The following is a 22,891-nucleotide window of genomic DNA, read 5'->3' on the forward strand; positions in this document are numbered from 1 at the left end:
GCTTAGCTGCGGGTCAGCTGCCCTAAGAAGCTCTCCCCGATTCCCGGCTTGTCCACCCCGAAGTTATCGGCAATCGTGGCCGCCAAATCCGCGAAGGTGGTTCTCGTCCCGAGCGAGACGGCCTGATCTGCGAGCACAGGATTATAGATTAGAATCGGGACGTATTCCCGGGTATGGTCGGTACCCGGACTCGTTGGGTCATTCCCGTGGTCCGCCGTAATGATGAGCAAATCACGGTCTCCCGTCCGCTTCATTAACTCCGGAATATAGCTGTCGAACTCTTCCAGGCAAGCTGCATAACCTGCAGGATCACGGCGATGGCCGTATAAGGAATCGAAATCCACCAAATTCGTAAACAACAAGCCCTTGAACGAACGCTCCATTAGCTGGATTGTTGTTTCAATACCGTGTAAATTATTCTTTGTTGGAAATGACTCGTTTATTCCTTGTCCTGTAAATATATCATATATTTTACCAACGGAGATAACATCATAATTTTCTGCTTCCAGCTGGTCCAACACAGTGCTTCCAAATGGGGCTAGAGCGTAGTCATGCCGGTTCGGCGTGCGCACGAAAGCACCGGGTTCACCTATATACGGCCTTGCGATGACCCGCCCCACTACGTAAGGGTCATGCAGCGTCAATTCGCGGGCGATTTCGCAAGCACGGTACAGTTCCTCTAGAGGAATCACATCTTCATGGGCCGCGATCTGAAAGACGCTATCAGCCGAGGTGTATACAATCCAGGAGCCTGTCCGCATCTGCTCCTCTCCGTATTCATCAAGAATTTCCGTGCCCGAGGATGGCTTGTTGCCGATAACCTTACGGCCGGTCATCTCTTCGAATTTGCCGATCAGTTCCGCTGGAAACCCGTTTGGATAGACTTGAAATGGAACCTCCACCTTGAGCCCCATGAGCTCCCAATGTCCGGTCATTGTATCCTTGCCTACAGAGACCTCTGCCATCTTACCGTAGCTGGCCTGTGGCTTATCCGCCGGCGGAACGGCAGAAAGCGGGGCGATGTTCCCGAGTCCAAGCGCGGCTAGATTGGGGAGCTGGATGGCAGGAACCTGCTGGCAAATGTGACCGAGCGTGTGGCTCCCTTCGTCTCCGAAGGCAGGAGCATCCGGCAATTCGCCAATACCTACGCTATCCATGACGATGACGCATATTCGTTCGAATTTCATAATTTAACCTCGATTCTGTAAGTATAAGAAGGAAGCTGACGCTTCACTTTACTCACTCTTGGCTGCATGCTAACAAAAAGTGACACTATGCTAAGTTTTCGTTAAATCATGATACAATAAAAGATAGGACTACTTTACAATCTCATAACCAGGCTTTTCATATAACGAAACTGAAAGGACGTAGAAATCATGATCGATAACCTCTCAGACATTCATATTTTTTCCGGCCTACCTGAAGAGGATTTGCAGTATATATTCCCGTTCCTCAAGGAAAGGCAATTTAAGAAAAACCATATTCTAATGTTTGAGAATGACGAAAGCGATGAAATTTATCTTCTACGCTCAGGCATGGTTAAAATTTATCGCATGTACGAAGGCAAAGAAGTGGTCCTTAGCATTACGATGCCCGGCGATATTATCGGTGAAGTTGAATCCCTGTCGAATAACTATCACCGGATTTCATCGATTGAAGCGTTGGAGAATGTTTCTGTCTGGCAGATCTCCGGCCATGACTTCATGCACATCGTCGATAAATATCCTGTCGTTCTGAGAAACGCTTACAAGATCCTTGTAGAGCGTACCCGGATGCTCAATCGCATGATTCGCTACTTAACCTTCTATGACGTCCGGGGTAAAGTCGCCAACTTAATCATGGATCTATACTATAATTTTGGGACGACCAAGGAAAACGTTTACAAGATTGACCTGAAAATTAACCAATCCCTGTTAGCCAACATGATTGGAATCACCCGAGAGTCGATCTCCAAAACCTTAGGTGACTTCCAAGCCGAAGGACTCATCGACATTCGTGATAAGCATCTATACCTCCTTGATATGAAACTGTTAGAATCCATGTGTCATGTGACGGAAGAGTTGCCAACGCTCCGCAAGTGGTATAACAATTAGGCGGCCTATTGCTCTCAATATAACAAATGACAGCGCTTTAATTCCGTTAACGGCGTAACGATAAATTTGTTAACCAATTCACAGAACGGGGGTTAACCCCTTAACAGTTCCATCAGCTTGCATTGTGCTATGCTTTTCGTGTAATGTTGCAACAGGCACAATATAACTAAGCTGGAGGGATTTTACATGAGCTTTCACATCGAAGCTAAAGTTGGCGAAGTCGCAGAATCCGTCTTACTGCCGGGAGATCCGCTGCGCGCGAAATATATTGCCGAGACTTTCCTGGAGGATACTGTCTGCTACAATCAGGTCCGCGGTATGCTGGGCTTTACAGGAACCTACAAAGGCAAGCGCGTGTCGATTCAAGGAACCGGTATGGGGATGCCTTCCGCTTCTATCTACATCCACGAATTGATTAATGACTACGGTGCCAAGCATCTTGTGCGGATCGGCACCTGCGGCGCGATTCAACCGGATGTCAAAATCCGTGACGTCATTATCGCTCAAGCTGCTGCTACCAATTCCGCGATCATTCGCAACCAGTTCCCTGGATACGACTTCCCGCAAATCGGGAATTTCGACTCCATTAAAACCGCTTATGAAATCGGTGTCAGCAAAGGGCTGAATCTGCGCGTCGGCAACGTTCTTTCCTCCGACCTTTTCTATACAGATAGCAGCGATGAATTCAGCAAGCTTGGCAAACACGGCGTATTGGCGGTAGAAATGGAGACAGCTGCACTGTACTACCTCACGGCTAAATTTGGAGTAAAAGGCTTAAGTCTGCTTACGGTCAGCGACCACATCCTGACCGGCGAGCAAACCACGGCTCAAGAGAGGCAAACGACGTTCAACGACATGATTGAAGTCGCCCTGGAGACCGTTACTCAATAAGGTCATAGGTATGGCCTTCCATTGAGCAGAACCCATCACAAACAACAAGAGGACTACCCGTATGCAGAGTGGGTACTGCGGCGGGCTAGTCCTTTTTTAGTTGATTTTAGGTTAGGAGGTTATTTTATTCGAATTAAAATGAGCATGCTGTTTCTTTTGGTGATCTGTTGCCTCGGGACTCTCCCAGTTAACACCTCTAACACCCTCGCCATGACGATACATCAAGATCGCTTTCAATTTATAGATGAAGAAATTACGCAGAACATGCAGCGGTTCAACATTCCGGGCATGGCTTTTGTGCTGGCTGATGAGAACGGTACTGTCTATTCCAAAGGTTATGGCGTGCTGAAGCAAGACAGTACCCTTAAGGTTAACACATCGACCAATTTTCATATTGGTTCTATCTCTAAGGTCTTTACCTCACTTGCGATTATGCAGCTCCGGGATGCAGGACAGATCCAACTCCATGACCCTGTCACTAAGTATTTGCCATGGTTCACCACGAAAGATCCTATTCTATCCGGCCGCATAACCATCCGGGATCTGCTAAATCATACAAGCGGGCTGCCAGGGCGGCTGAATGCCCATGATCTAACTGGAACAAGTCTGGAGACGATTGAGCCGCAACTCGGTCGGAAACTGCAGAACGTTTCTCTTGTAGCCAAGCCAGGTGCAACCTATGAGTATTCCAATATAAACTATGATCTGCTCCAACTTATTATAGAGGAAGTCAGCGCTCTTTCTTTTCCTGACTACATGAGTCAACAGATTTTTCAACCACTCGGCATGAAGCGAACATTCTTCAACCAGGATAACGAACTTGAACCTAATTCGGCCACCGGGCACCGATACCTCTGGGGGAATCTCCGGCCTTTTCATGAGCATCTTGCCTATGCTACATTGGGCTCTGCCGGTTTATCGACAAACGTTACAGATCTGGGCATTTACATTTCCTTTCTCTTAAGCGACTCTGCAGCATCAAACAATTCTGTTCTTCAATCGAGCAGTTTGCGTGAAATGCGCAAGGCGGCCATTTATGATTCGTCTATCGGGTATGGATACGGCTGGGAAATGACCAGAAATACGATTGAAAAAAAGGGAGGTCTGCCCGGGTTCACTGCTAACCTCATTATAGTTCCAGGTAAATCCTACGGCTTTGCCCTGCTTGCCAACTCCAAGCAAAATATAACCGATGAAACAAACTTTAATATTTATCGGATCCTGGAGGGGGATTCGCCTATTCATTTGGCCAAAGCCGATTATCCCGCCATTTCGCCTATAAATAAGAGTCTTCTATATATAAGCGGACTACTGATCTTCATCGTATTATTAATGTGGCTGCCCACACTCATTCGTTGTTTCACCAAGCAAGGCGGCTGTCTCTGGATCAAACCCACAACCGCAACCATACTCATCTGCTTCGTGTTGAATATCATTATAAATGTGGGAGTCCAGTATTACATTTACGTATACGTTCCCTTTGCCAGCGGAGCTCCGTCCCTCTATCGGCTTACGACGGCTCCCGATTCGGTAAATGGGTTGACGCTGCTGTCCATAGCTTGGCTCGTCTTCAGCATTTCAGTCGCGTGCAAGTCCTTAGTTCGCTTAAATAAGACATCACAGAGGGTTCAGAAAAGCACTAAATCAATCACTCCGCCTCGACAATGAACTCAGCCCACTTCGTCGCTACCGGCCCTCGTTCAGGAGCAGCGATGTAGTTCGGGCTGTCGATTCTGACTAGGTAGTTACCCGGGGCCTCGACTCGAACGGTTCCTGAAAACTTGCCGGCCTGAATCGGGAGCCTCTTGGTGCTGACTGTCTCGTATACGCTATAAGAATCTTCAGGCTTTGGATTATATTTCTGCACTGCTACAGTAACTTGGTCGAATAAGTGATGGGACTTTACCATCGTCCCCTCAATTGCAATTTCGGCACCGCTTTTCACATTGACATATCCGGACGCAGGCTGATTAATTGTAATGTATTGCTGGCCTTCCTCCGTCAATTTCACAGGCACCGCAGCAGAATCGCTAACCTTGCGCAAAACAGTGAAATGGGCTTCGCCTGCGGAAATAGCATATAACTTGAAAGGATTTATACCGGGCCGCAGTTCAGCCTCAAACTCCATGCGGTTGTAAAGGCGGCCATCCTGCGATATGCCTTTGGCCGTCACTTGCCCAGTTCCTCCACCCCAACCTCCGCTGCCAAAAGCGAACAGAAATTGCGGGGCATACATATCCTCCTGATACAGCATCGAGAATTTGGCCGTCTCTCCGTCGACCTCCCAGCTCGGAGTCAGCACTTCAATGATCTTCTCGCTCCAATTCCAGGTAACTGTTCCCTGGTTCAGCGACGCAGTAACACCGAGCCATGCCAGCGGCTTCACGGGAATATATATACGCCCGTTCGCCAAGAATGGCTTTGGAATTTTCTCGCCTGGTATCGTGTCCCCATCAGGCAAATAAATTTGATCCGAACCAATGCGGAAGGATAGCTCCTGCCAGCTAGGGACAACTTGCGGCTTCATGACAACCCGTGCCTCCCTTTTCTTGGCATCCCATGTCACAGAGGCGGCGGCACCGCTCTCCTGGAGCGTACGCAGCGGCACAAAGACCCGGCCGTTCTTTAGAATCGGTTGATCTGCACGTATGCTCTTTCCGTCTAATGTCGCGGAAGTGCCTTGCAAATTAAATTTCAATTCGTGCTTGATCCGGTACATTTTCGCAATGTCTCCCGCCGGGCCACTGGCCGCATCCGGCGCAGCGATTACAGGGGCAGCTAGTGCACTTATGCTTAGAGTCAGCGCTGACGTGATGGACAGCATAGTGGTCATTATTTTCCTCATCATTATTTATCCCTCCATCCTCTTTCTATGTATATAAACTCCATATTCCTTTCTAATGTTGCGAAATTAGCTAAATTTGCAAAATAAAATCAACTATATCGCAGGCGATTACAGCCTTGAACACAGTTGATCTTATATACAGCGCCCTTAACACCGCGTATCCTCTTACTGAATTGTACTCATTTGATCATTTGCTTAATCAATTCCCGGTTGCGTGCCTTGAAGATCTCGTTATGAGAAGAAACCATCCCGTTCTTGTGAGCGTCAGGCTGGATGTATTGCTTGGCTCGATTGACCGCATTGGCGGCATCCTGGAAAGCCCCGGCAATAAGATGCAGCTTCCCGTCGTGCTTCAAGATATCGCCGGCGGCATACAATCCCCCGATAGAGGACTCGCTGCCGGAACTGCCGGCAATATAATAATTGTCCGCAATGTCTATGTTCAGTTCGCTATTCTCCAGCAGGGTAGTATCGCGTTCATAGCCGTGATTAATAATGACTTCATCGACGCCAAGGAACATCACCTCGCCCGTCTCATGATTCGTCAGTTCTACACGTTCTATCGCTTCGTGGTTCTCACCAGCAATCAGCTTCGTAATCGACGTATTAAAATAACATTTAGCGGAGCTGTTCAGCAGCTGGGTCACTTGCGCCTCATGCCCGGACAACGACTCTTTGCGGTAAGTCAAATAGACCTGGCCGGCAATCGGCTCCAGTTCATTCGCCCAATCGATCGCAGAATTGCCGCCACCGGATATAATGACAGTCTTCCCTTTGAAACGCTGGAGCGATTTTACCGTGTAGTTCAGGTTAGACACCTCGAATCTCTCCGCGCCTTCAATCTCCAGCTTCTGCGGATTCAGGATGCCGCCGCCCACGGCGACGATTACCGTGCGCGAGTAGTGCTTCCGTCCTGAAGCAGCCTGTAAAACAAAGATGCCTTCCCCATCCCGAGAAATAGACTCTACCTTCTCATTCAATACAACCTCCGGATTAAAGGTCAGTCCCTGCTCAACGAGCTGCTCGATCAATTTCGCACCGGGAACTGGCGTCAATCCCCCAACGTCCCAAATCATCTTCTCGGGATAGACATGAACCTTGCCGCCCAGCCTTGGCTGATATTCTATCAGCTTGGTCTTCATTTCCCGAAGCCCGCTGTAAAAAGCGGAGTACAGCCCTGCAGGCCCCCCGCCAATGATCGTTACATCAAATATGTCCTGCCCTTGCTCCTCCACATCAATTCACTCCTCAGCAATATTTGTTGACCTAGAAAATGATTGACAACAGTACATGGTGATTTTATAGTAATTATATTGAAATTGATAATCATTATCAAGTAGAAAAGGGGATTAACAAAGTGAAGAGGCTATGGATTCCAATAATACTATTATTTGTACTCCTGGTTAGCGCATGCGGCAGCCAGGCCGCAGATCATAGAGGAAACAGCGGGGGAACCGGCCAAAATACGGACGCTGCTTCAGAGAACAAGGGAGCGCCGGACGGCAATAGCGAAGCTGGAACGATCACTTACCAGTCCGAGAACGGACCTATCGAAGTGCCTGCAAATCCGCAGCGCGTTATCGTGCTTTCCTCTTTTGCCGGTAATGTCATGGCTCTGAACGTAAATCTGGTTGGCGTCGATTCATGGTCGAAGATGAACCCGCGCTTTGCCGATCAACTTAAAGATGTAGAAGAAGTCTCCGACGAAAGTCTGGAGAAAATTATTGAGCTTGACCCCGACCTGATCATCGGTCTGTCCAATATTAACAATGTCAACAAGCTGCAAGAGATTGCCCCTACGGTAACGTTTACTTATGGGAAGGTTGATTATTTGACCCAGCACCTGGAGATCGGCAAGCTGCTGAACAAGGAGAAGGAAGCTCAAGCGTGGGTCGACGATTTCAAACAAAGAGCGCAGCAAGCCGGAGAAGACATTAAGGCGAAGATCGGGGCGGACGCCACCGTTTCGGTCATTGAGAACTTCGATAAGCAGATTTATGTATTTGGCGACAACTGGGGACGCGGCACGGAAATCCTGTACCAGGAGATGAAGCTGGCCATGCCGGAGAAGGTCAAGGAAATGGCGCTGAAAGACGGATACTACGCCTTATCTCTGGAGGTTCTGCCTGAATATGCCGGAGATTACCTGATCGTCAGCAAGAACCCGGATACGGACAACTCCTTCATGGAGACCGATACGTATAAAAATATGCCGGCCGTCAAAAACAAACATGTATTCGAAGCCAATGCGAAGGAATTCTATTTCAACGATCCGGTCACCTTGGACTACCAGCTGGAATTTTTTATCGATCACTTCTTAAACAAGTAGTTACAGATTGCCTTTATCGTTGAAACAAAGAACAGGGATTCTTATGACGATGTAAGAATTCCTCTTCTTTATATTCTACTTTAAGAAAAGATGAGTGACTGATGACTATAAAAAAACGAAAGACCATCCCCTTTCCTTACAAGCTCCTGGCCGGGATCATTGCATTTATCGGCATGTTCGTCATTGCCCTGGTTTTTGGAGCCGCAGACACGTCGATCCAAGATGTATGGCTGGCGCTAACTTCTAATACTGCAGGCGATAAAATTTCCATGATTCGCGAAATCCGCCTGCCTCGCGAAGTTGCAGCTATTTTCGTCGGAGCAGCCCTGGCTGTGGCTGGGGCGATCATGCAGGGCATGACGAAGAACCCGCTCGCAGATCCCGGCCTGCTTGGCCTGACAGCCGGGGCGAATGCGGCGCTGGCCGTAACGATCGCCTTCATTCCTGCGGCCAACTACTTCGGCATCATGATCGGCTGCTTTATTGGGGCGGCTGTCGGGGCCGCGCTGGTCTTCGGCATCGCCGCGGCTAGGAAGGGCGGCCTGTCCCATTTCCGAATCGTGCTGGCCGGGGCAGCCATCTCGGCATTCCTGTATGCGATCGCTGAGGGGATCGGGATTTATTTCAAAATATCCAAGGACGTATCCATGTGGACGGCAGGCGGCATGATCGGCACGACCTGGAAGCAGCTCCTGATCATCGTGCCCTTTATCGCGCTCGGCATCCTGGTATCGTTATTCCTCTCCCGCCAGCTGACCATCCTCAGCTTAAGCGAAGAGGTTGCCGTGGGACTAGGCCAGAATATCGCGGTCATCAAGACGGTTCTCTTCATCGTGATCATTCTGCTGGCCGGAGCTTCTGTGGCGCTTGTCGGGAATATGGTGTTCATCGGCCTGATGATTCCGCACGTCGTCCGGGCCATCGTAGGTACCGATTATAGGTACATTATCCCGATGTCGGCGATTTCGGGAGCTGCGTTCATGCTGTTTGCCGACACGCTGGGCCGAACTATCAACGCTCCTTACGAGACGCCCGTGGCCGCCATTGTGGCGATGATGGGTCTTCCTTTCTTCCTGTTCATCGTACATAAAGGAGGCAAAGCATTCTCATGATACAACGGGCATTACTACGCAAACAGCGCCTTATTCTGCTGATCCTGCTGGCGCTGATCATCGCCACGGTCGTTATTGGCATGGGAATCGGCTACTCTTCTTTATCCTATGACCGGTTAATCCCTACTCTGGTCGGTCAGGGCACATTCAAAGAGGAGTTTGTATTGTTCTCCGTCAGGCTGCCGCGAATCGTCATTACGCTGCTGGCCGGCATGGCGCTGGCCTTGTCAGGGGCCATCCTGCAAGGGATTACGCGCAACGATTTGGCTGACCCGGGGATTATAGGCATTAACTCTGGGGCTGGTGTGGCAATTGCGGTGTTCTTTTTATTTTTTCCGATCAAGGCAGGACCGTTTGTGTACTTGCTTCCTTTGGTGGCCTTCATTGGGGCCTTTCTGACGGTGTGTGCCATCTATGTATTCTCATACCATCGGACGGCTGGCCTGCAGCCTGTGCGCTTGGTGCTTACCGGGATCGGCTTCTCCATGGCGCTGTCCGGGGTCATGATCGTCCTCATCTCCTCCGCGGAGCGGGCCAAGGTGGACTTCATCGCCAAGTGGATTGCCGGCAACATCTGGGGTTCCGATTGGCCCTTCATCTTGGCGATGCTGCCCTGGCTGGGTGCGCTTATTCCCTTTACCTTGTACAAGGCCCATCGCCTGAATTTGATGGAGCTGAGCGAACCGGTCACGATCGGTGTAGGCGTGCCCGTTGAAAGAGAGCGAATCGTGCTGCTGCTTACTGCCGTTGCCCTCGCGGCGTCTGCCGTCTCCGTCACGGGCGGAATTTCATTCATCGGCCTGATGGCTCCGCACATAGCCAAGGCGCTTATCGGGCCGCGCAACCAGCTGTTCATCCCTATTGCGGTACTCATTGGCGGGTGGCTGCTGCTCGCAGCCGATACGATTGGCCGCAACATCGTTCAGCCAGACGGCATTCCGGCAGGGATCATGGTCGCCCTGATCGGCGCCCCCTACTTTGTCTATTTGCTGCTCAGAAAATAACCTGAACATCAGAAAGCCCCTAAAGCGCACGGCTACCGCCTGCTGCCTTAGGGGCTTGAACATTTCAGAGTTGCTTAAATTTCTTATTCAGTTACAGCCTTTACAGCACGGTCCATGGCATCGATCACCTTGTCACACCACGCATCGAATTCCGGATCCTCCAGTTGAAGCTCCGGATGGGCCAGTATGTACTGCACAGTCTGCTTGATGCCTTGATCAAGCCTAGTCGTTGCCACGAATTCCGGAACAAGGCGTTTCAGTTTAGAATTATCGAACACGACTGAATTGGCTTTATCCCCCAGCAGACTGCCCCGTAAATCATCCGAGCTGCACGCCGCCAGAAATTCGGAGGACACATGAACCGCATTCAGCTTCACGCCCAAAGCATCGGCAATCATCTCATAGATTTGGTTCCAGGTTACCGTCTCATCAGATGTAATATGAACGGACTCGCCGATCGCATGAATGTTGCCCATCAAGCCTATGAAGCCTTTGGCAAAATCGCTGTTATGTGTCATTGTCCAAAGTGAGGTTCCATCCCCATGAATAATGACCGGCTTGTTCTCAAGCATCCGCTTAGCGACCTGCCAGCTTCCCTTGCTGCCATGCACGCCCAACGGGATGGAGCGCTCGCAATACGTATGGCTTGGCCTTACAATCGTTATCGGGAAGCTATTCTCCCGGTACTGCTTCACCAGATACTCTTCGCAGGCGATTTTATTTCTGGAATACTCCCAATAAGGGTTCGATAATGGCGTTCCTTCAGTAACTCTATAATCCGACAATGGGGTCTGATAGGCTGACGCCGAGCTGATGAAAATAAATTGCTTCGTTCTCCCGTTGAACAGGCGATAATCCCTCTCCAGCTGCTCGGGGTGGAAGGCGATAAAATCGGCCACGACATCAAAGTTCATATTCTCGATAAGCCGAGCAACGGCGGCTTCATCATTGATGTCGGCTTGCAGAATATTGACTCCGGCCGGCAATCCGCTATTTCTTGTTCCCCGGTTCAACAAATACAGCTCGCAATTCTCCGTCTCGGCCAGCTGCTGCGTGATCGCTGAGCTGATCGTTCCCGTTCCGCCGATAAATAATACTTTCATTCGGACACCTCCATCCATGGTTGATTCCACTTTCAAGATATCATGTATGGTCCAACCAGACAATGACTTGATCATTCCAAATGTCCATTTAAAACATTCTCTTCCAATACGGCGAATTTATTGCCGTACACCTTGGTGATATGCTTATCCCCCCATGCGCATAAGGCATCCAGGATCCCTCGCAGGCTTTGTCCGTATTCGCTTAATTCATACTCCACCTTAGGTGGCACTTGATTATATATAATTCTATTAATTACGCCGTCTGCCTCCAGCTCGCGCAATTGCTGCGTCAGCATTTTCTGGGTAATTTCCGGCATAAGCCGCTTCAATTCGCTCGTTCGCTTCTTGCCATGCGTCAGATGGCACAGAATCACACATTTCCACTTGCCCCCAATGACCTCCAGCGTGGCTTCTACGGAAATATTATATTTCTTCTTTTTCAAAGTGCACTTCCTCCTTACATTTGAGCCTTCACATAGGTTCAAAAAAGCATCTACATTAAAACAAGTATCTATAGCACATTATAGTGTGTACTTATTCAAATCACATGCATACTTCATAATAGCACTTGTCGATGAGTTATCAAAATCATCCCAAGCAAATAGAAAGAATGATCGAGTGATAGGATATCCCTTCGTAAAGTAATATAATTAAACTACAGAGTTACAGAAATTTCCGTCTGAATAATCATGGGGCTAAAGGAGAGGATACGATGGTAAACGTCAGAGGAAGATGGGCGCTGATTACGGGCGCAAGCCGGGGCGTCGGTTATCAGATTGCTATTTTTATGGCCAAGCAGGGCTGCAACCTGATTTTGCACAGCAGAAGTCTGGAGCATACCCGGAAAGTCGAAGAAGAGGTTAAGGCATTGGGCGTAGAAGCCTATGGTGTGCAAGCCGAGCTGGCTAACCATGAGGAAGTCGTGGCCATGCTGGATGAGATTGAAGCAAACGGGACCGAGGTCGACATCGTCTTCAACAATGCGGCGGTGCAAATTGCGTATAGAACTGATTATTGGAGCACGCCCGTCGAGGACTTCGAAATGAGCTTCCGCATTAATTTCATTTCGATCGTCACCATCTGCAACAGGCTGATTCCAAAAATGATTGAACGCGGCTTCGGACGGGTCATCAACACGACAAGCGGCATCCGGAACGAGCCCGAGCAAGCCGGTTATGCGGCAAGCAAAGCCGCTCTGGACAAATTCACGAAGGATCTGGCTTCCCGTTTAGAGGGAACCGATGTAATGATCAACATTACCGATCCAGGCTGGTGCCGAACCGATCTAGGCGGGCCGCAGGCTCCATGCGCTGTTGAGAGCGTTGTTCCCGGCATCGCGGTAGGCGCCTTTGTAGACGATAAGAAAAGCGCGCGCTTCTTCCCTGCGCAGGACTTCGTCGGCATGACGCTTGAAGACGCGGTAGCCAAAGCCGAGAAGATCGAAGCGAATCCATATACCATTTAGCCGTAACGCGCAAAAAGGGGAGTCCGGAGGACTCCCTTCTTTATAGAATATAGATATCGACTTCCCCGTATACTCTGCCCTGGCACTATGCTTCACTCCATAGGACCCCAATATCCTAAAGCGAAGAAGATTGGCCTTTAAGCGCAGCGATCCGATGAAAAGCCGGTTTTGGATGATGCTGTTCATCAAACAGGAATGGCCAATTTTTTCGCCCGCGCACGGGAAAATCATTCAGCCAGGTATAGTCGTCCGCCGCTCCCCAGAAGGTCACGGAAGTTATCGCATCCCTGTATTCCCTCAGCAGCTTGAAGACAGCCTCATATCGCTCGGCCTGGAGCTCGAGCATCTCCGCCGTGGGCTCCGCCAAATCCGTACGCTTGTCATCAAACCGGAACATCGACATATCCAGTTCAGTCACCTGCAGCTGCAAACCGAGGCTGGCGTATTTGTCCATTGCCGCGCGAATGTTATCCAATGAAGGACTGTACAGATTCCAGTGGGCCTGCAGTCCAATGCCGTGAATAGGCACACCTTGATCCAGCAGCGACTTCACCAAAGTATAGATCTTATCGCGCTTCCCTGGATGAGATTCGTTGTAGTCGTTATAGAAGAGGACTGCGCCTGGGTCGGCTTCATGCGCATATTCAAACGCCCGTGCAATGAATTCCGGTCCGGCAATATCCAGCCATTTCGATCGGCGCAGCAGGTCATCCCCTTCGTCCGCTATAACCTCGTTCACCACATCCCAAGCGTAAATCTCGCCTTTATAACGGCCTACCACCGTGTGGATATGGGATTTCATCCTCTCGAGCAAAGTTGCCCGATCTACGGGGTTCCCCTGCTTATCTTCAAACAGCCAGCCAGTGGACTGGTTATGCCACACCAAGGTGTGTCCCCGCATAGCCATGCCGTGCTTCCGGGCAAACGCCGCTATTCGATCGGCCTCGTCGAATGTATAGGCCCCCTCTTCCGGCTGCACGCTGGCGAATTTCATTTCATTCTCCGCCGTAATGCTATTGAAATGATAAGCCAGCAGTTCTTCCTGCGTCCGTATGGTCAGCGGATTGACGGCGGCACCGATCCGAAAATCGTCTGCAAAAATATCCTTCAATGCCGCTTCCGTACGTGTTCTATTCGTCAAAATAGCTTCCTCCTGACTGATGATTAGTCCAGGCACTGCATGCCCCAATTCCGTTACTCCTTAACACTTCCTACGTTCAAACCGACGACGAAGTATTTCTGCATGAATGGATACACCAGCAGAATAGGCACGGAGGCCACAACCGTCACCGAAGCCCGAATCGATAAAGGCGTCACCATTTGCGCGGCCGCCCCCTGAGTCATGCCTGCCCCTGCAGCTACTGAAGGATTGTTATTAGCATTCATACTCGAGGATAACAGCTTCATCAGTTCGTATTGCAAGGTGCTCAGTTCCTGTCTAGAAGAGGTGTAGATGAAGGCGTCAAACCAGGAGTTCCACGCCCCGACAGCAACAAACAATGCAATAGTGGCCAACACCGGCTTGCAGAGCGGGAAGATGATCTGCCAGAAAATTTTAAAATCACCGGCTCCATCGATCCTCGCCGACTCGACCAAGCTTTCGGAAATAGATCCGATATAGGTACGGATCACGATCATGTTAAACGCGCTGATCATCGAAGGGATCACGTACACCCAGAACGTATTGATCAAGTGCAGGTCCTTCATCAGGAAGTAGCCTGGAATCAGACCGGCGTTAAAGTACATCGTCAGGATAAAAATAAAGGTAATCGGCTTCCGGAACACATATTCCCGCCGGCTCAGCGTGTAAGCCAGCATCGTGGTCAGGAACAAATTCAACAAGGTCGAAAGCACCGTTCTGGCTACCGAAACCACAAATGCGTTATATATCGTTCCCGAAACGAAAACCGCCTTGTAGTTCTGCAAGGTGAATTCCCTTGGCCAAAGATATAATCCGCCACGGATCGTATCGCTCCCAGCATTAAGGGATACGACGATCGTGTTCAGAAATGGATACAAGGTGACGATAACCAAGATGATCATGAATATCGTGTTGAATGTATGGAAGACGATCGGCTCTATCCGTCCTCTTCTTATACGTCTATTGACTGCCGCAGCAGTTGCTGGTCCTGGGGTGGTTGAATAATTTGCCATAACTATAACAGCCTCTCTTCCCCTAGTCGTTTAGCCATCCAGTTTGCAAAGAGCAGCATGGTCACGCTAACGACCGTTTTAAATATGCCAGCAGCAGTAGCCAGTGAGTAATTGCCTTGAGCAAGCCCGTATTTTAACACGAAAATATCTATGGTCTGCGACCAGTCGACGACAAGGCCGTTGCCCAGCAGATATTGAACTTCAAAGCCTGCTTCGAGAATATGACCGATCGACATGATCAACAGAATAATAATCGTTGGTTTTATGCCCGGCAGTGTAATATGGAGCATTTTCCTATAACGGCTTGCTCCATCAATATCTGCAGCTTCGTATAGCGCGGGATCGATCGCGGACATGGCGGCCAAATAGATGATCGTATTCCAGCCGACTTCTTTCCACACATGCGATGCACCGACAATACCCCAGAAATATTTTCCTTCGCTGAGCCACTGAATGGGCTCTTTAATCAGATTCAGCTTAAGCAGGACGTCGTTGACAATTCCGTCTGAAGCCAGCGAAGTCGCTACAATTCCAGTTACGATAATCCATGATAAGAAATGCGGCAGATAAGATATCGTCTGCACGGTTCTTTTCCAAAATACTTTCTTGATTTCATTCAGCAGTAAAGCCAATATAATCGCGGTTGTAAAACCAAGAATTAGATTAATAATACTCATCGCAAGCGTATTTCGTAGCACCTGCAAAAAACTGTCGTCTTTAAACAAAAATTCGAAGTGTTTAAAACCTACCCATTTCTGATCACTGAAGCTGCGCGCCGGTTTGTAGTCCTGGAAGGCCATGGTCCAACCCCATATTGGAACATAGGCAAATAAAACAATGTAAGCCAGAAGTGGCACTGACATGTAGATCAGCTGACTCTGGCTTTTAATGAGGGACCAGGTCATTTTCTTTTCATTTTTAGACTTCCGGACGGTACGGTCTTTCGTTAATGTCTCATCCATAAGCGTTTTCTCCCCAAAGCCTGTAATTGCGGAAGGCGGGAGACAAAAGCAAGTCGTCCTCCACCTTCCGATTCAACCCCCATGCCTTATTTCACTGACCAGGTTTCCGTTCTCCACTGCAATACTTCATTGATGCGATCTTCATACGCCTTGATGTTCAGCTTGCCGATTTCGGACACATACTCGTTCCACACTTTATCGAAATCGCTTGGTTTGGCAAGAATGGCTTTCGGCAAATACTTCGTCGACAATTCATTTTGCTTCGTATTTACAATTTTCGCTTCGGATCCATCCACCAAGTCTATGGACCAAGCCGGATAAGCAATGTCATTCTCCGGTGCCTCACTAAAGAAATCAACGGGGCTGTCAAAGCCGTAAGCTTCAAGGAACTGCCTATCATATGGTTTCAACCCAGCCTTGAATTCTTCAGGTTGAGCGGCTGCATCCGTGGAGTTCCCATCGGAGAAGTAGCCTTCCATTTTCGGTGCAAATTTAACCCATGCATCCGCTTTATTGCCCAATTTCCAGGTACCGTCATTAAAATTATCGCGCTGCTCTTGCGTTTTCATGAAGCGGCCTTCCTCATTGACATAGTAGTCCTCGTCTGGAATTCCCCAAAGGAGAATTTTCTGCCAATCCTCTTCTATCAAGCGATCCATTAACTTAATAATCTTGACAGGATCCTTCGCGTTGACACTGATGCCAAAACCGTTGTTGAGGTTCAGTGCCGGACGATCCTTATAGTGATCCCTTATGCTTGTATCGTATACGAGAGGAAGACCGATATAAGTTCTTTCGAGCTTCTCCTGTGTAATCAAAGATTCCTCAGCCGTTTGGAAATTCCAGTGCTGGTCAAACATGCCGAGAACGGCGCCGCTTGAAATTTTGGCCATATACTGGTCGTAGTTTTGCGTAAATGCCTCTTTATCGACCAATCCGGCCGCATTCATTTCATTCAGCTTCTGATAGTACCGCTTCGCGTAATCCTTATCGGCAAAAATCTCCGCTTTGCCGTCTTTTACAACGACGCCGCCGTTATTCGGATGACCGATCAAATGCTGCGGAGCGTTGAACAATCCCCAGTTTCTCCAGTCATAGTTCAGGATCTCGAAACCAATGGTCGGGGTTCCGTCGATCGTTGGGTATTTCTCCTTGTACTTGGCGATCAAATCAAAGTATTCATCCAGCGTTTTGACTTGAGGATAACCTGCATCCTCCAATACCGCCTTTTGGATCCAGAAGGCCGGTCCTGCATACCAGTTGCTGGCAGGGTCACCGTTCAAAACGCCATAGTTCGGAAGAATATAAATATGACCGTCATTTGGATCCTTCATCATATTCCAGTATCTTTCATAATGCTTTTTCAAGTTTGGAGCGTGTTCCTCAATCAAATCCTCTAGAGGGATATAAGCCCCTGCTGTAGTCAGCTTTGTATTTCCCGTCATTAGATCAGGATAGTCCGAGCCTGCAATCATAACACCCAGCTTCTGATCAATGTCACCCGCCAAAAATTCAAATTTGAAGGAAGCACCGGTCTCTTCTTTAATCATCTTGTATATCTTGTTGTCCGGTGTTGGCTGTTGACCGGCCTCTCCAATAAAGACGCTGATTTCAAATGGTTCTACCTTACCGCCATTGTTCTCGCCCGCTGACTGCTCCGGAGTATTTTTGTTTCCACTCAACTTCGTGCCGCCGCTGCAGCCTGACAGAATGACGCTGAGCGACAACAGCAGGATTGTGCCGAGCCGAAACAATGTTTTAGACGTACCCCCCATGTAAAAAGCACCTCCGCAAATTTTTTAGCTACACAAGCCACTTTTTTGTAAGCCCTTTCATGTAACCTATCTTTATTTTAGAAGCGCTGTCAGAGCCGAACTATAGCACAATTAAAGGATTAACCCTAAAAATATTAGAACCTGCTGCTTTTATATTCGCTCGGCGACATCCTCATCCGGATTTCGAATTGCTTGAAAAACTGGCCATAATGGCTGTATCCGACTTGTTCGGCAATTTCGCTGTTCTTCAGCTCACTCTGCTCGAGCAAGCGCACCGCCTCCTCGATCCGCAGATTATGCACAAGCTCATTAAAGCTGATTCCGTTCCTCTTCAGCAGCAGCTGACCCAGATATGCCGGATGCATGTAGAAAATTTCGCCTAATTTCTTCACCGTGAGGCGCTCGCGATAATGCTCGCGAATGTAATCGTTGATTTCCTGTACGATACCCTGCGATTGCTTGGATTGCTCCCGCAGGAGCAGCTCGATGCTATCCATTCCGAAGGTTTGCAGCAGCTCGAGCAAATCGTCCATAATAAGCACCGAATCCGATAAACCGGGAAGCCCGTATTTCTCGAGCAGCAACTCTGTCTCCGGATCGCTCGTCTCTTTCAAGTACTCCATAATTCTCCACATGATGTGGATTACGATCTTCCTGACAATTTCCGGAGCTACGAAGATTTCCCGGAAGGTACTGGCTGCCGAATCTACCGCTTCCCTGAAGGCATCCTGATCCAGAAGCGAAACCGCGCCGATGATCCCTTCTGCCAGCTGCAGCTGGTCATAGTGGTAATTCAAAGGACGCTTGGCAATCTGCTCATACCTCAGAACGCGGTCATACCCTGTGTCATAAAATTTATACATCATCGCTTCCTTTGCGGTACGGTAGCTATGGCCGATCTGCAGCAAGGTATTCCCGCCCTCGCCCGCGGCCATAAAGACGCGCTGCCCGGCATAAAGCTGCACCAGCTCCTGAAACAGCCGGTCTGCAGCACGCGCCTCTGCGTGACAACGTTCGCCGTATACGATGCCGAAGCGGTTCATGTCCAAATCGATCAAATACATCGCTTCTTCCTGATACAACAGGGCAGCCGCCCTGCTCCGCAGCTCGGCAAACGTGGCTCCTTCTGTCTGCACGAGGCAGAAATTCCACATCTCCCGTGCTTGCGATACGCGGTTTAGTACCGAGCATGACGCCTGGTCCTGCGCCTGCCCCTGCAGCACATCCTTGATGCAGGATACGATCTCCTCGTAAGACGCAATTTGGCTCAAACTCTGCCTTTCCTTCTCCTGTGCCAGCTCCTCATGGATTTCCGCCAATTCATCCAAAGCCTCTTCAGGAATGATCGGCTTCAGCAAGTAGCGATTGACGCCATAACGGAGCGCCTTCTGAGCATATTCAAAATCACTGTATCCGCTGAGAATGACGAAGCGGACATTGCGCGCACCCTCCGCTTGCCAGGCCGCAATCATTTCCAGTCCATCCATAAGAGGCATATTGACGTCCGTTACGACCAAATCCGGCTGCAGCTCCCGGATCAGCCGCAGGCCTTCAATCCCGTTGCTCCCGGTTCCGCACACCTCAAACCCGACGCCTGGCCAGTCGATCCATAGCTGCATCCCTTCCAGCGCACCGGGTTCATCGTCGATCAAGAGCACCTTGAAAGTCATATCGTTCCCTTCCCCCTTGGTTATGTATGATCTAGAAGCTTGAGCGGAATTTCATAACTTACCTCAGTTCCTTCATCAGGCCGGCTGACGATGTCGAAGCGAACCTGATCGTCGTAATACAGCTCCAGCCTGCGATACACGTTGCGAATGCCGATGCTCGTTCCCGAGGAGTTCTCGTTGCGCACGGCAAGAATGACCTCGCGCAGCTTGGCGGCCTCCATTCCCTTTCCGTTATCCGCGATGACAACCCGCAGGCGGGCATCCTTCACCGTGGCGCTGATTCGTACTGTGCCCAACCCATCGATTGTCTGGATACCATGCTTGCAGGCGTTTTCAACGAGCGGCTGTATGCTCATTTTCGGAATTTTATAGTTCAGCGCTTCCTCCTCGATCTCGAACTGGTAATCAAACTTCTCTCTGAAGCGGAACTTCTCTATTTTCAAATACATTTCAATGAACACCAGCTCTTCCTCCAGGGATACGAGATCCTCCTTCCAGCTAAGCAGGCGCCGCAGCAGCTTTGACAGACTCTTAATAATATCAGTCACGTCTGAGTAGTTGTTCTTCGTGCAGACGACCAAAATCGCGTTAAGCGTATTGAACAAGAAATGAGGATTCATCTGGCTCTGCATAAAATTAAGCTCCGCGCGAACACGCTCCATCTCCAGATTCTTCTTCTGAATCTCCAGCTTGTATACGTTGTTGATCAGAGCGTTGATCTTGGCGGTCATCCCGTTAAAATTGCGGATCAACCCGCCGATTTCATCGCGCCCCTCGTCGATCTGGATCAGATCGAATTTCTCATTGGACACCTTCTGCATATGCCGGGACAGCCGCTTAACCCGATAGTTGTAAGACCGCAGCATGACATAGATAAACATGGTGGCCATCAAGGTGACAGCAGCAGCTATCGCGCCGATGAATAATCGCATATCGATCATCGCCTTCGTAATCCGCGTGCCTTCCGCCATCCCGATCAGCCGCCAGCCCTTTACATATTTGGCCGTACCGATCGAAACCATATGCACATCCTCGTTGCTGTACTGCTCTGGAAGCTTGAAGACGGTGTAGGGATCGACGCTGTTTCGCTGGTAGCCGCTTTGAGCTGACATAATGATCTGATTATGCTCATTGACCAGGTAGAGGTTCAGATAGTCCCTTTCCCGCACGATCACATCGTAAATTTTGCTTAAATCGATATCGATGCGAAGCAGCTTGTCGTACGTATCGAAATGATCGATGTAATCCATTTTCTCAATGACGCTTAAATAGGGAGCCGTTAACGCCTTATCACTGCTGTCCGTCGCCTGATACGCCGTAACCAGCACGCGCTCGTTCGACTTCTTCCACAGCTTATACCAGTCGCTGTTCTTCACTTCCTCGTCGATGACCTGGTAATTCCCTCCGCTTACGATGGACTTATTATCCGTAAAAATCGTAATGCGCTGAATCTGGTTATTTACCGGCATATAGCTCGTTACCCGGTGTCGAAGCTGTTCGTCAAACGCCGTATAGAAATCCAGCGGATCCTCGTATGTCTGATCCAGCATCTCGTACAGCGTCTTGTCCCTGCTCAAAGCATGACTGACAGCTACGCCGCCATCAAGATAATCATGAATATCCTTTCGGGCCCGCTCTAGCGAAATCTCCAGGTTCTGCTCCTCCCTTGACTTAATCAGATGAGACATGCGGTCCATGAATAAAAGATTCAAGAGGATAATCGGCAGAAGCACGCCAATAAAAAAAATGAGCAGAAACTTAAAGTTCAACGGGATATCGTTTACGATTTTTCTAAGCTTCCACTTTCTCTCAAGCATCTGCGGCTCCTCCTTGTTCCGGAACAGCCTTTGTCCCGGCATCCTGCTTGTAGGCTGAGGGCAGCATCCCCGTACTTAGCTTGAATTTATTAATAAAATAGTCCGTATTGGGGTAACCGACCTGCAGCGCAACATCGGAAATTTTCATCTGTGTTCGCTTCAGCAGGCGCTTGGCTTCTTCAATCCGCTTCTCGTTCAAATAGGCATTAAACGATTGCCCTGTGTTCTTCTTGAACAATTGCCCCAAGTAAGTCGCATTCATATGAAACTGCCGGGCCAGCTCCTGAAGCTGCAGCTTGCTGCGGAACTCCCGGTCCACGTACTGAATGACATGGAATATCGTGTTGGATTCATTCTCCCGTTTAAGCTCGTTTAACCGGGTGGCCCCGCGGACACATAACTGCAGCACGTATCGCTCAATCATGCTATAATCCGCCAGTTCTCCCAAGAAGCCATACCCGTTCTGCAGCTCTTCCATCAGTCTATCCGGGTCTCCGCCCAGTTCAGCGATCCGCTCGAAAATGATCCATTCCAAATTCACGACGTAGGCCTTAGTCAGCTCAATATCTGGCACACGGCAGGCAAAAGAAGCGATGAATTCCCTGGCGCAGCTGTCGATGTTCTCCACATGCCCAGCCATGACAGCATCTAACAGCTGATCGAGCTTCTCTTTATGGGCCTCATATTTCGTTGCTCCCTGATAATCGCCGCAAAAATAAAACAGGCCATCTCTGCCCTGGCCGCGCTTCACCTGCACCACTTGAGCCGCCTGCCTGTACAGTTCCCTGATCGAGCCGATGCCGCAGCCCTTGCCGCTGATCGCCACCAGGACGGGTTCCCCGGAGCTGACGGATAGGTGCCTATGCAGCTCCATAGCGGCTTCCTCCACCCGGCCGGGGAGGCATTCCGATGGAACGAGCAGACCTGCTCTGCCCGAGGAGTCCTGAAAAGCATGAACCCTATCGTCAGGAAATGACGAGGCGACCCAGGCGTTCAACTCCACAGTCATCGGAACGGCATCAACCAGAAGACACTGCAATTCCGAGTCCTCCTGGATTTTCATTGCACTGGCCGCCTGCTGCCACAGGCGTTCGCCGGACTCGCCCTGGATCAAACGGTTAATGATATTGTTTACGATGAAGGCCTGCTGTTTCCTCTGACTTTGCTCCGTGGCCCGTTCCTTCTGAAGACTCGCATTCAGCTTGACCAGCAGACAATATATATCCTCATCATCGATCGGCTTGAGCAAATATTCCGCGACCTTCTGCCTCATGGCGATGCGCGCATAGTCAAAATCATCGTAACCGCTCAGCACGACGAATTTCGGGGGCTTCGGCAGCAGCCGGTTACACTGCTCAATCAGCTCAAGGCCGCTCAGGTTCGGCATATTGATGTCCGTGATCACCAGCTCAGGGCGATGATCCTGTATCATTCGGAGCGCCTCGCTGCCGCTTAGCGCTTCTCCGCAAATGTGAAAGCCATATCGTTCCCAGGCAATCATCGTTTTTAGCCCTTCCAAAACCAAGGGCTCATCGTCTACCAGCAATACGTTCAGCATACAAATCCGCCTCCTCAGTTAATTCCCACGCGAATTGAAAGCGCATTCACTAATAGTAATGTCTTGGCTGCGTTCTAAGATACTTAAGTAAGGCTGATTCTATCAAAGGAGGA

General features: G+C 49.6%; 19 protein-coding genes. 7 read left to right on the forward strand and 12 right to left on the reverse strand.

Annotated elements, in window-relative coordinates; all coding sequences use genetic code 11:
- Positions 1 to 2: 2 nt before the first annotated feature.
- Positions 3 to 1,187: a phosphopentomutase gene (locus tag QNH46_RS23345; RefSeq protein WP_283926241.1), complete on the reverse strand. Its 1,185-nt coding sequence runs from the start codon at positions 1,185 to 1,187 to the stop codon at positions 3 to 5.
- A 300-nt stretch (positions 1,188 to 1,487) separates the two neighbouring features.
- On the opposite strand from QNH46_RS23345, the gene QNH46_RS23350 reads away from it, so the two are divergent.
- From QNH46_RS23350 to QNH46_RS23360, 3 genes are all read left to right on the forward strand, one after another.
- Positions 1,488 to 2,093, forward strand: coding sequence for a Crp/Fnr family transcriptional regulator (locus tag QNH46_RS23350; protein ID WP_283928535.1), 606 nt, complete (start codon positions 1,488 to 1,490; stop codon positions 2,091 to 2,093).
- A gap of 186 nt (positions 2,094 to 2,279) precedes the next feature.
- A complete protein-coding gene (gene deoD, locus QNH46_RS23355; RefSeq protein ID WP_283926242.1) occupies positions 2,280 to 2,984 on the forward strand; it encodes a purine-nucleoside phosphorylase in 705 nt (234 codons plus the stop codon).
- A gap of 138 nt (positions 2,985 to 3,122) precedes the next feature.
- Positions 3,123 to 4,652, forward strand: a complete 1,530-nt coding sequence (locus tag QNH46_RS23360) for a serine hydrolase domain-containing protein (protein ID WP_283926243.1) — start codon at positions 3,123 to 3,125, stop codon at positions 4,650 to 4,652.
- Here QNH46_RS23360 and QNH46_RS23365 read toward each other — a convergent pair.
- Both QNH46_RS23365 and QNH46_RS23370 read right to left on the reverse strand, forming a co-directional pair.
- The gene (locus QNH46_RS23365; RefSeq protein ID WP_283926244.1) at positions 4,633 to 5,832 is read right to left on the reverse strand and encodes a stalk domain-containing protein; all 1,200 of its coding nucleotides are present in this window, start codon (positions 5,830 to 5,832) and stop codon (positions 4,633 to 4,635) included. The genes QNH46_RS23360 and QNH46_RS23365 overlap by 20 nt on opposite strands.
- Before the next feature lie 176 nt (positions 5,833 to 6,008).
- The gene (locus tag QNH46_RS23370) at positions 6,009 to 7,064 is read right to left on the reverse strand and encodes an NAD(P)/FAD-dependent oxidoreductase (protein ID WP_283926245.1); all 1,056 of its coding nucleotides are present in this window, start codon (positions 7,062 to 7,064) and stop codon (positions 6,009 to 6,011) included.
- 122 nt (positions 7,065 to 7,186) lie between these two features.
- Between QNH46_RS23370 and QNH46_RS23375 the strand changes: the two genes are divergently transcribed.
- From QNH46_RS23375 to QNH46_RS23385, 3 genes are all read left to right on the forward strand, one after another.
- Complete coding sequence (locus QNH46_RS23375) at positions 7,187 to 8,158, forward strand: iron-hydroxamate ABC transporter substrate-binding protein (RefSeq protein WP_283926246.1); 972 nt, start codon at positions 7,187 to 7,189, stop codon at positions 8,156 to 8,158.
- A gap of 101 nt (positions 8,159 to 8,259) precedes the next feature.
- On the forward strand, positions 8,260 to 9,270 hold the full coding sequence (locus tag QNH46_RS23380; RefSeq protein WP_283926247.1) for a FecCD family ABC transporter permease: 1,011 nt from the start codon (positions 8,260 to 8,262) through the stop codon (positions 9,268 to 9,270).
- Positions 9,267 to 10,274: a FecCD family ABC transporter permease gene (locus QNH46_RS23385; protein ID WP_283926248.1), complete on the forward strand. Its 1,008-nt coding sequence runs from the start codon at positions 9,267 to 9,269 to the stop codon at positions 10,272 to 10,274. The genes QNH46_RS23380 and QNH46_RS23385 overlap by 4 nt, the downstream gene beginning before the upstream one ends.
- Positions 10,275 to 10,357: 83 nt before the next feature.
- Here the strand turns inward: QNH46_RS23385 and QNH46_RS23390 are convergent, their stop codons facing one another.
- Both QNH46_RS23390 and QNH46_RS23395 read right to left on the reverse strand, forming a co-directional pair.
- Entirely contained in the window at positions 10,358 to 11,377 is a 1,020-nt protein-coding gene (locus tag QNH46_RS23390; RefSeq protein ID WP_283926249.1) for an SDR family oxidoreductase, read from the reverse strand.
- Between the two features lie 71 nt (positions 11,378 to 11,448).
- On the reverse strand, positions 11,449 to 11,820 hold the full coding sequence (locus QNH46_RS23395) for a winged helix-turn-helix transcriptional regulator (protein WP_155612325.1): 372 nt from the start codon (positions 11,818 to 11,820) through the stop codon (positions 11,449 to 11,451).
- Positions 11,821 to 12,089: 269 nt separating this feature from the next.
- On the opposite strand from QNH46_RS23395, the gene QNH46_RS23400 reads away from it, so the two are divergent.
- Positions 12,090 to 12,842: an SDR family NAD(P)-dependent oxidoreductase gene (locus tag QNH46_RS23400; RefSeq protein WP_283926250.1), complete on the forward strand. Its 753-nt coding sequence runs from the start codon at positions 12,090 to 12,092 to the stop codon at positions 12,840 to 12,842.
- 115 nt (positions 12,843 to 12,957) lie between these two features.
- Here QNH46_RS23400 and QNH46_RS23405 read toward each other — a convergent pair whose 3' ends face one another.
- The 7 genes from QNH46_RS23405 to QNH46_RS23435 form a co-directional block, all read right to left on the reverse strand.
- Positions 12,958 to 13,983 carry an endo-1,4-beta-xylanase gene (locus QNH46_RS23405; RefSeq protein WP_283926251.1) on the reverse strand — a complete coding sequence of 342 codons (1,026 nt, stop codon included), beginning with the start codon at positions 13,981 to 13,983 and terminating at the stop codon, positions 12,958 to 12,960.
- 53 nt (positions 13,984 to 14,036) lie between these two features.
- A complete protein-coding gene (locus tag QNH46_RS23410) occupies positions 14,037 to 14,996 on the reverse strand; it encodes a carbohydrate ABC transporter permease (RefSeq protein WP_283926252.1) in 960 nt (319 codons plus the stop codon).
- A gap of 2 nt (positions 14,997 to 14,998) precedes the next feature.
- Positions 14,999 to 15,958 carry an ABC transporter permease gene (locus tag QNH46_RS23415; RefSeq protein ID WP_283926253.1) on the reverse strand — a complete coding sequence of 320 codons (960 nt, stop codon included), beginning with the start codon at positions 15,956 to 15,958 and terminating at the stop codon, positions 14,999 to 15,001.
- 86 nt (positions 15,959 to 16,044) lie between these two features.
- The gene (locus QNH46_RS23420) at positions 16,045 to 17,733 is read right to left on the reverse strand and encodes an extracellular solute-binding protein (protein ID WP_283926254.1); all 1,689 of its coding nucleotides are present in this window, start codon (positions 17,731 to 17,733) and stop codon (positions 16,045 to 16,047) included.
- Between the two features lie 134 nt (positions 17,734 to 17,867).
- Positions 17,868 to 19,403, reverse strand: coding sequence for a response regulator transcription factor (locus tag QNH46_RS23425; RefSeq protein WP_283926255.1), 1,536 nt, complete (start codon positions 19,401 to 19,403; stop codon positions 17,868 to 17,870).
- Positions 19,404 to 19,423: 20 nt separating this feature from the next.
- On the reverse strand, positions 19,424 to 21,220 hold the full coding sequence (locus tag QNH46_RS23430; protein WP_283926256.1) for a sensor histidine kinase: 1,797 nt from the start codon (positions 21,218 to 21,220) through the stop codon (positions 19,424 to 19,426).
- Positions 21,213 to 22,778, reverse strand: a complete 1,566-nt coding sequence (locus QNH46_RS23435) for a response regulator transcription factor (RefSeq protein WP_283926257.1) — start codon at positions 22,776 to 22,778, stop codon at positions 21,213 to 21,215. The genes QNH46_RS23430 and QNH46_RS23435 overlap by 8 nt, the downstream gene beginning before the upstream one ends.
- Between the last annotated feature and the right edge of the window lie 113 nt (positions 22,779 to 22,891).

Origin of the sequence: Paenibacillus woosongensis (assembly GCF_030122845.1) — a bacterium.
GTDB classification, from domain to species: Bacteria; Bacillota; Bacilli; order Paenibacillales; family Paenibacillaceae; genus Fontibacillus; species Fontibacillus woosongensis_A.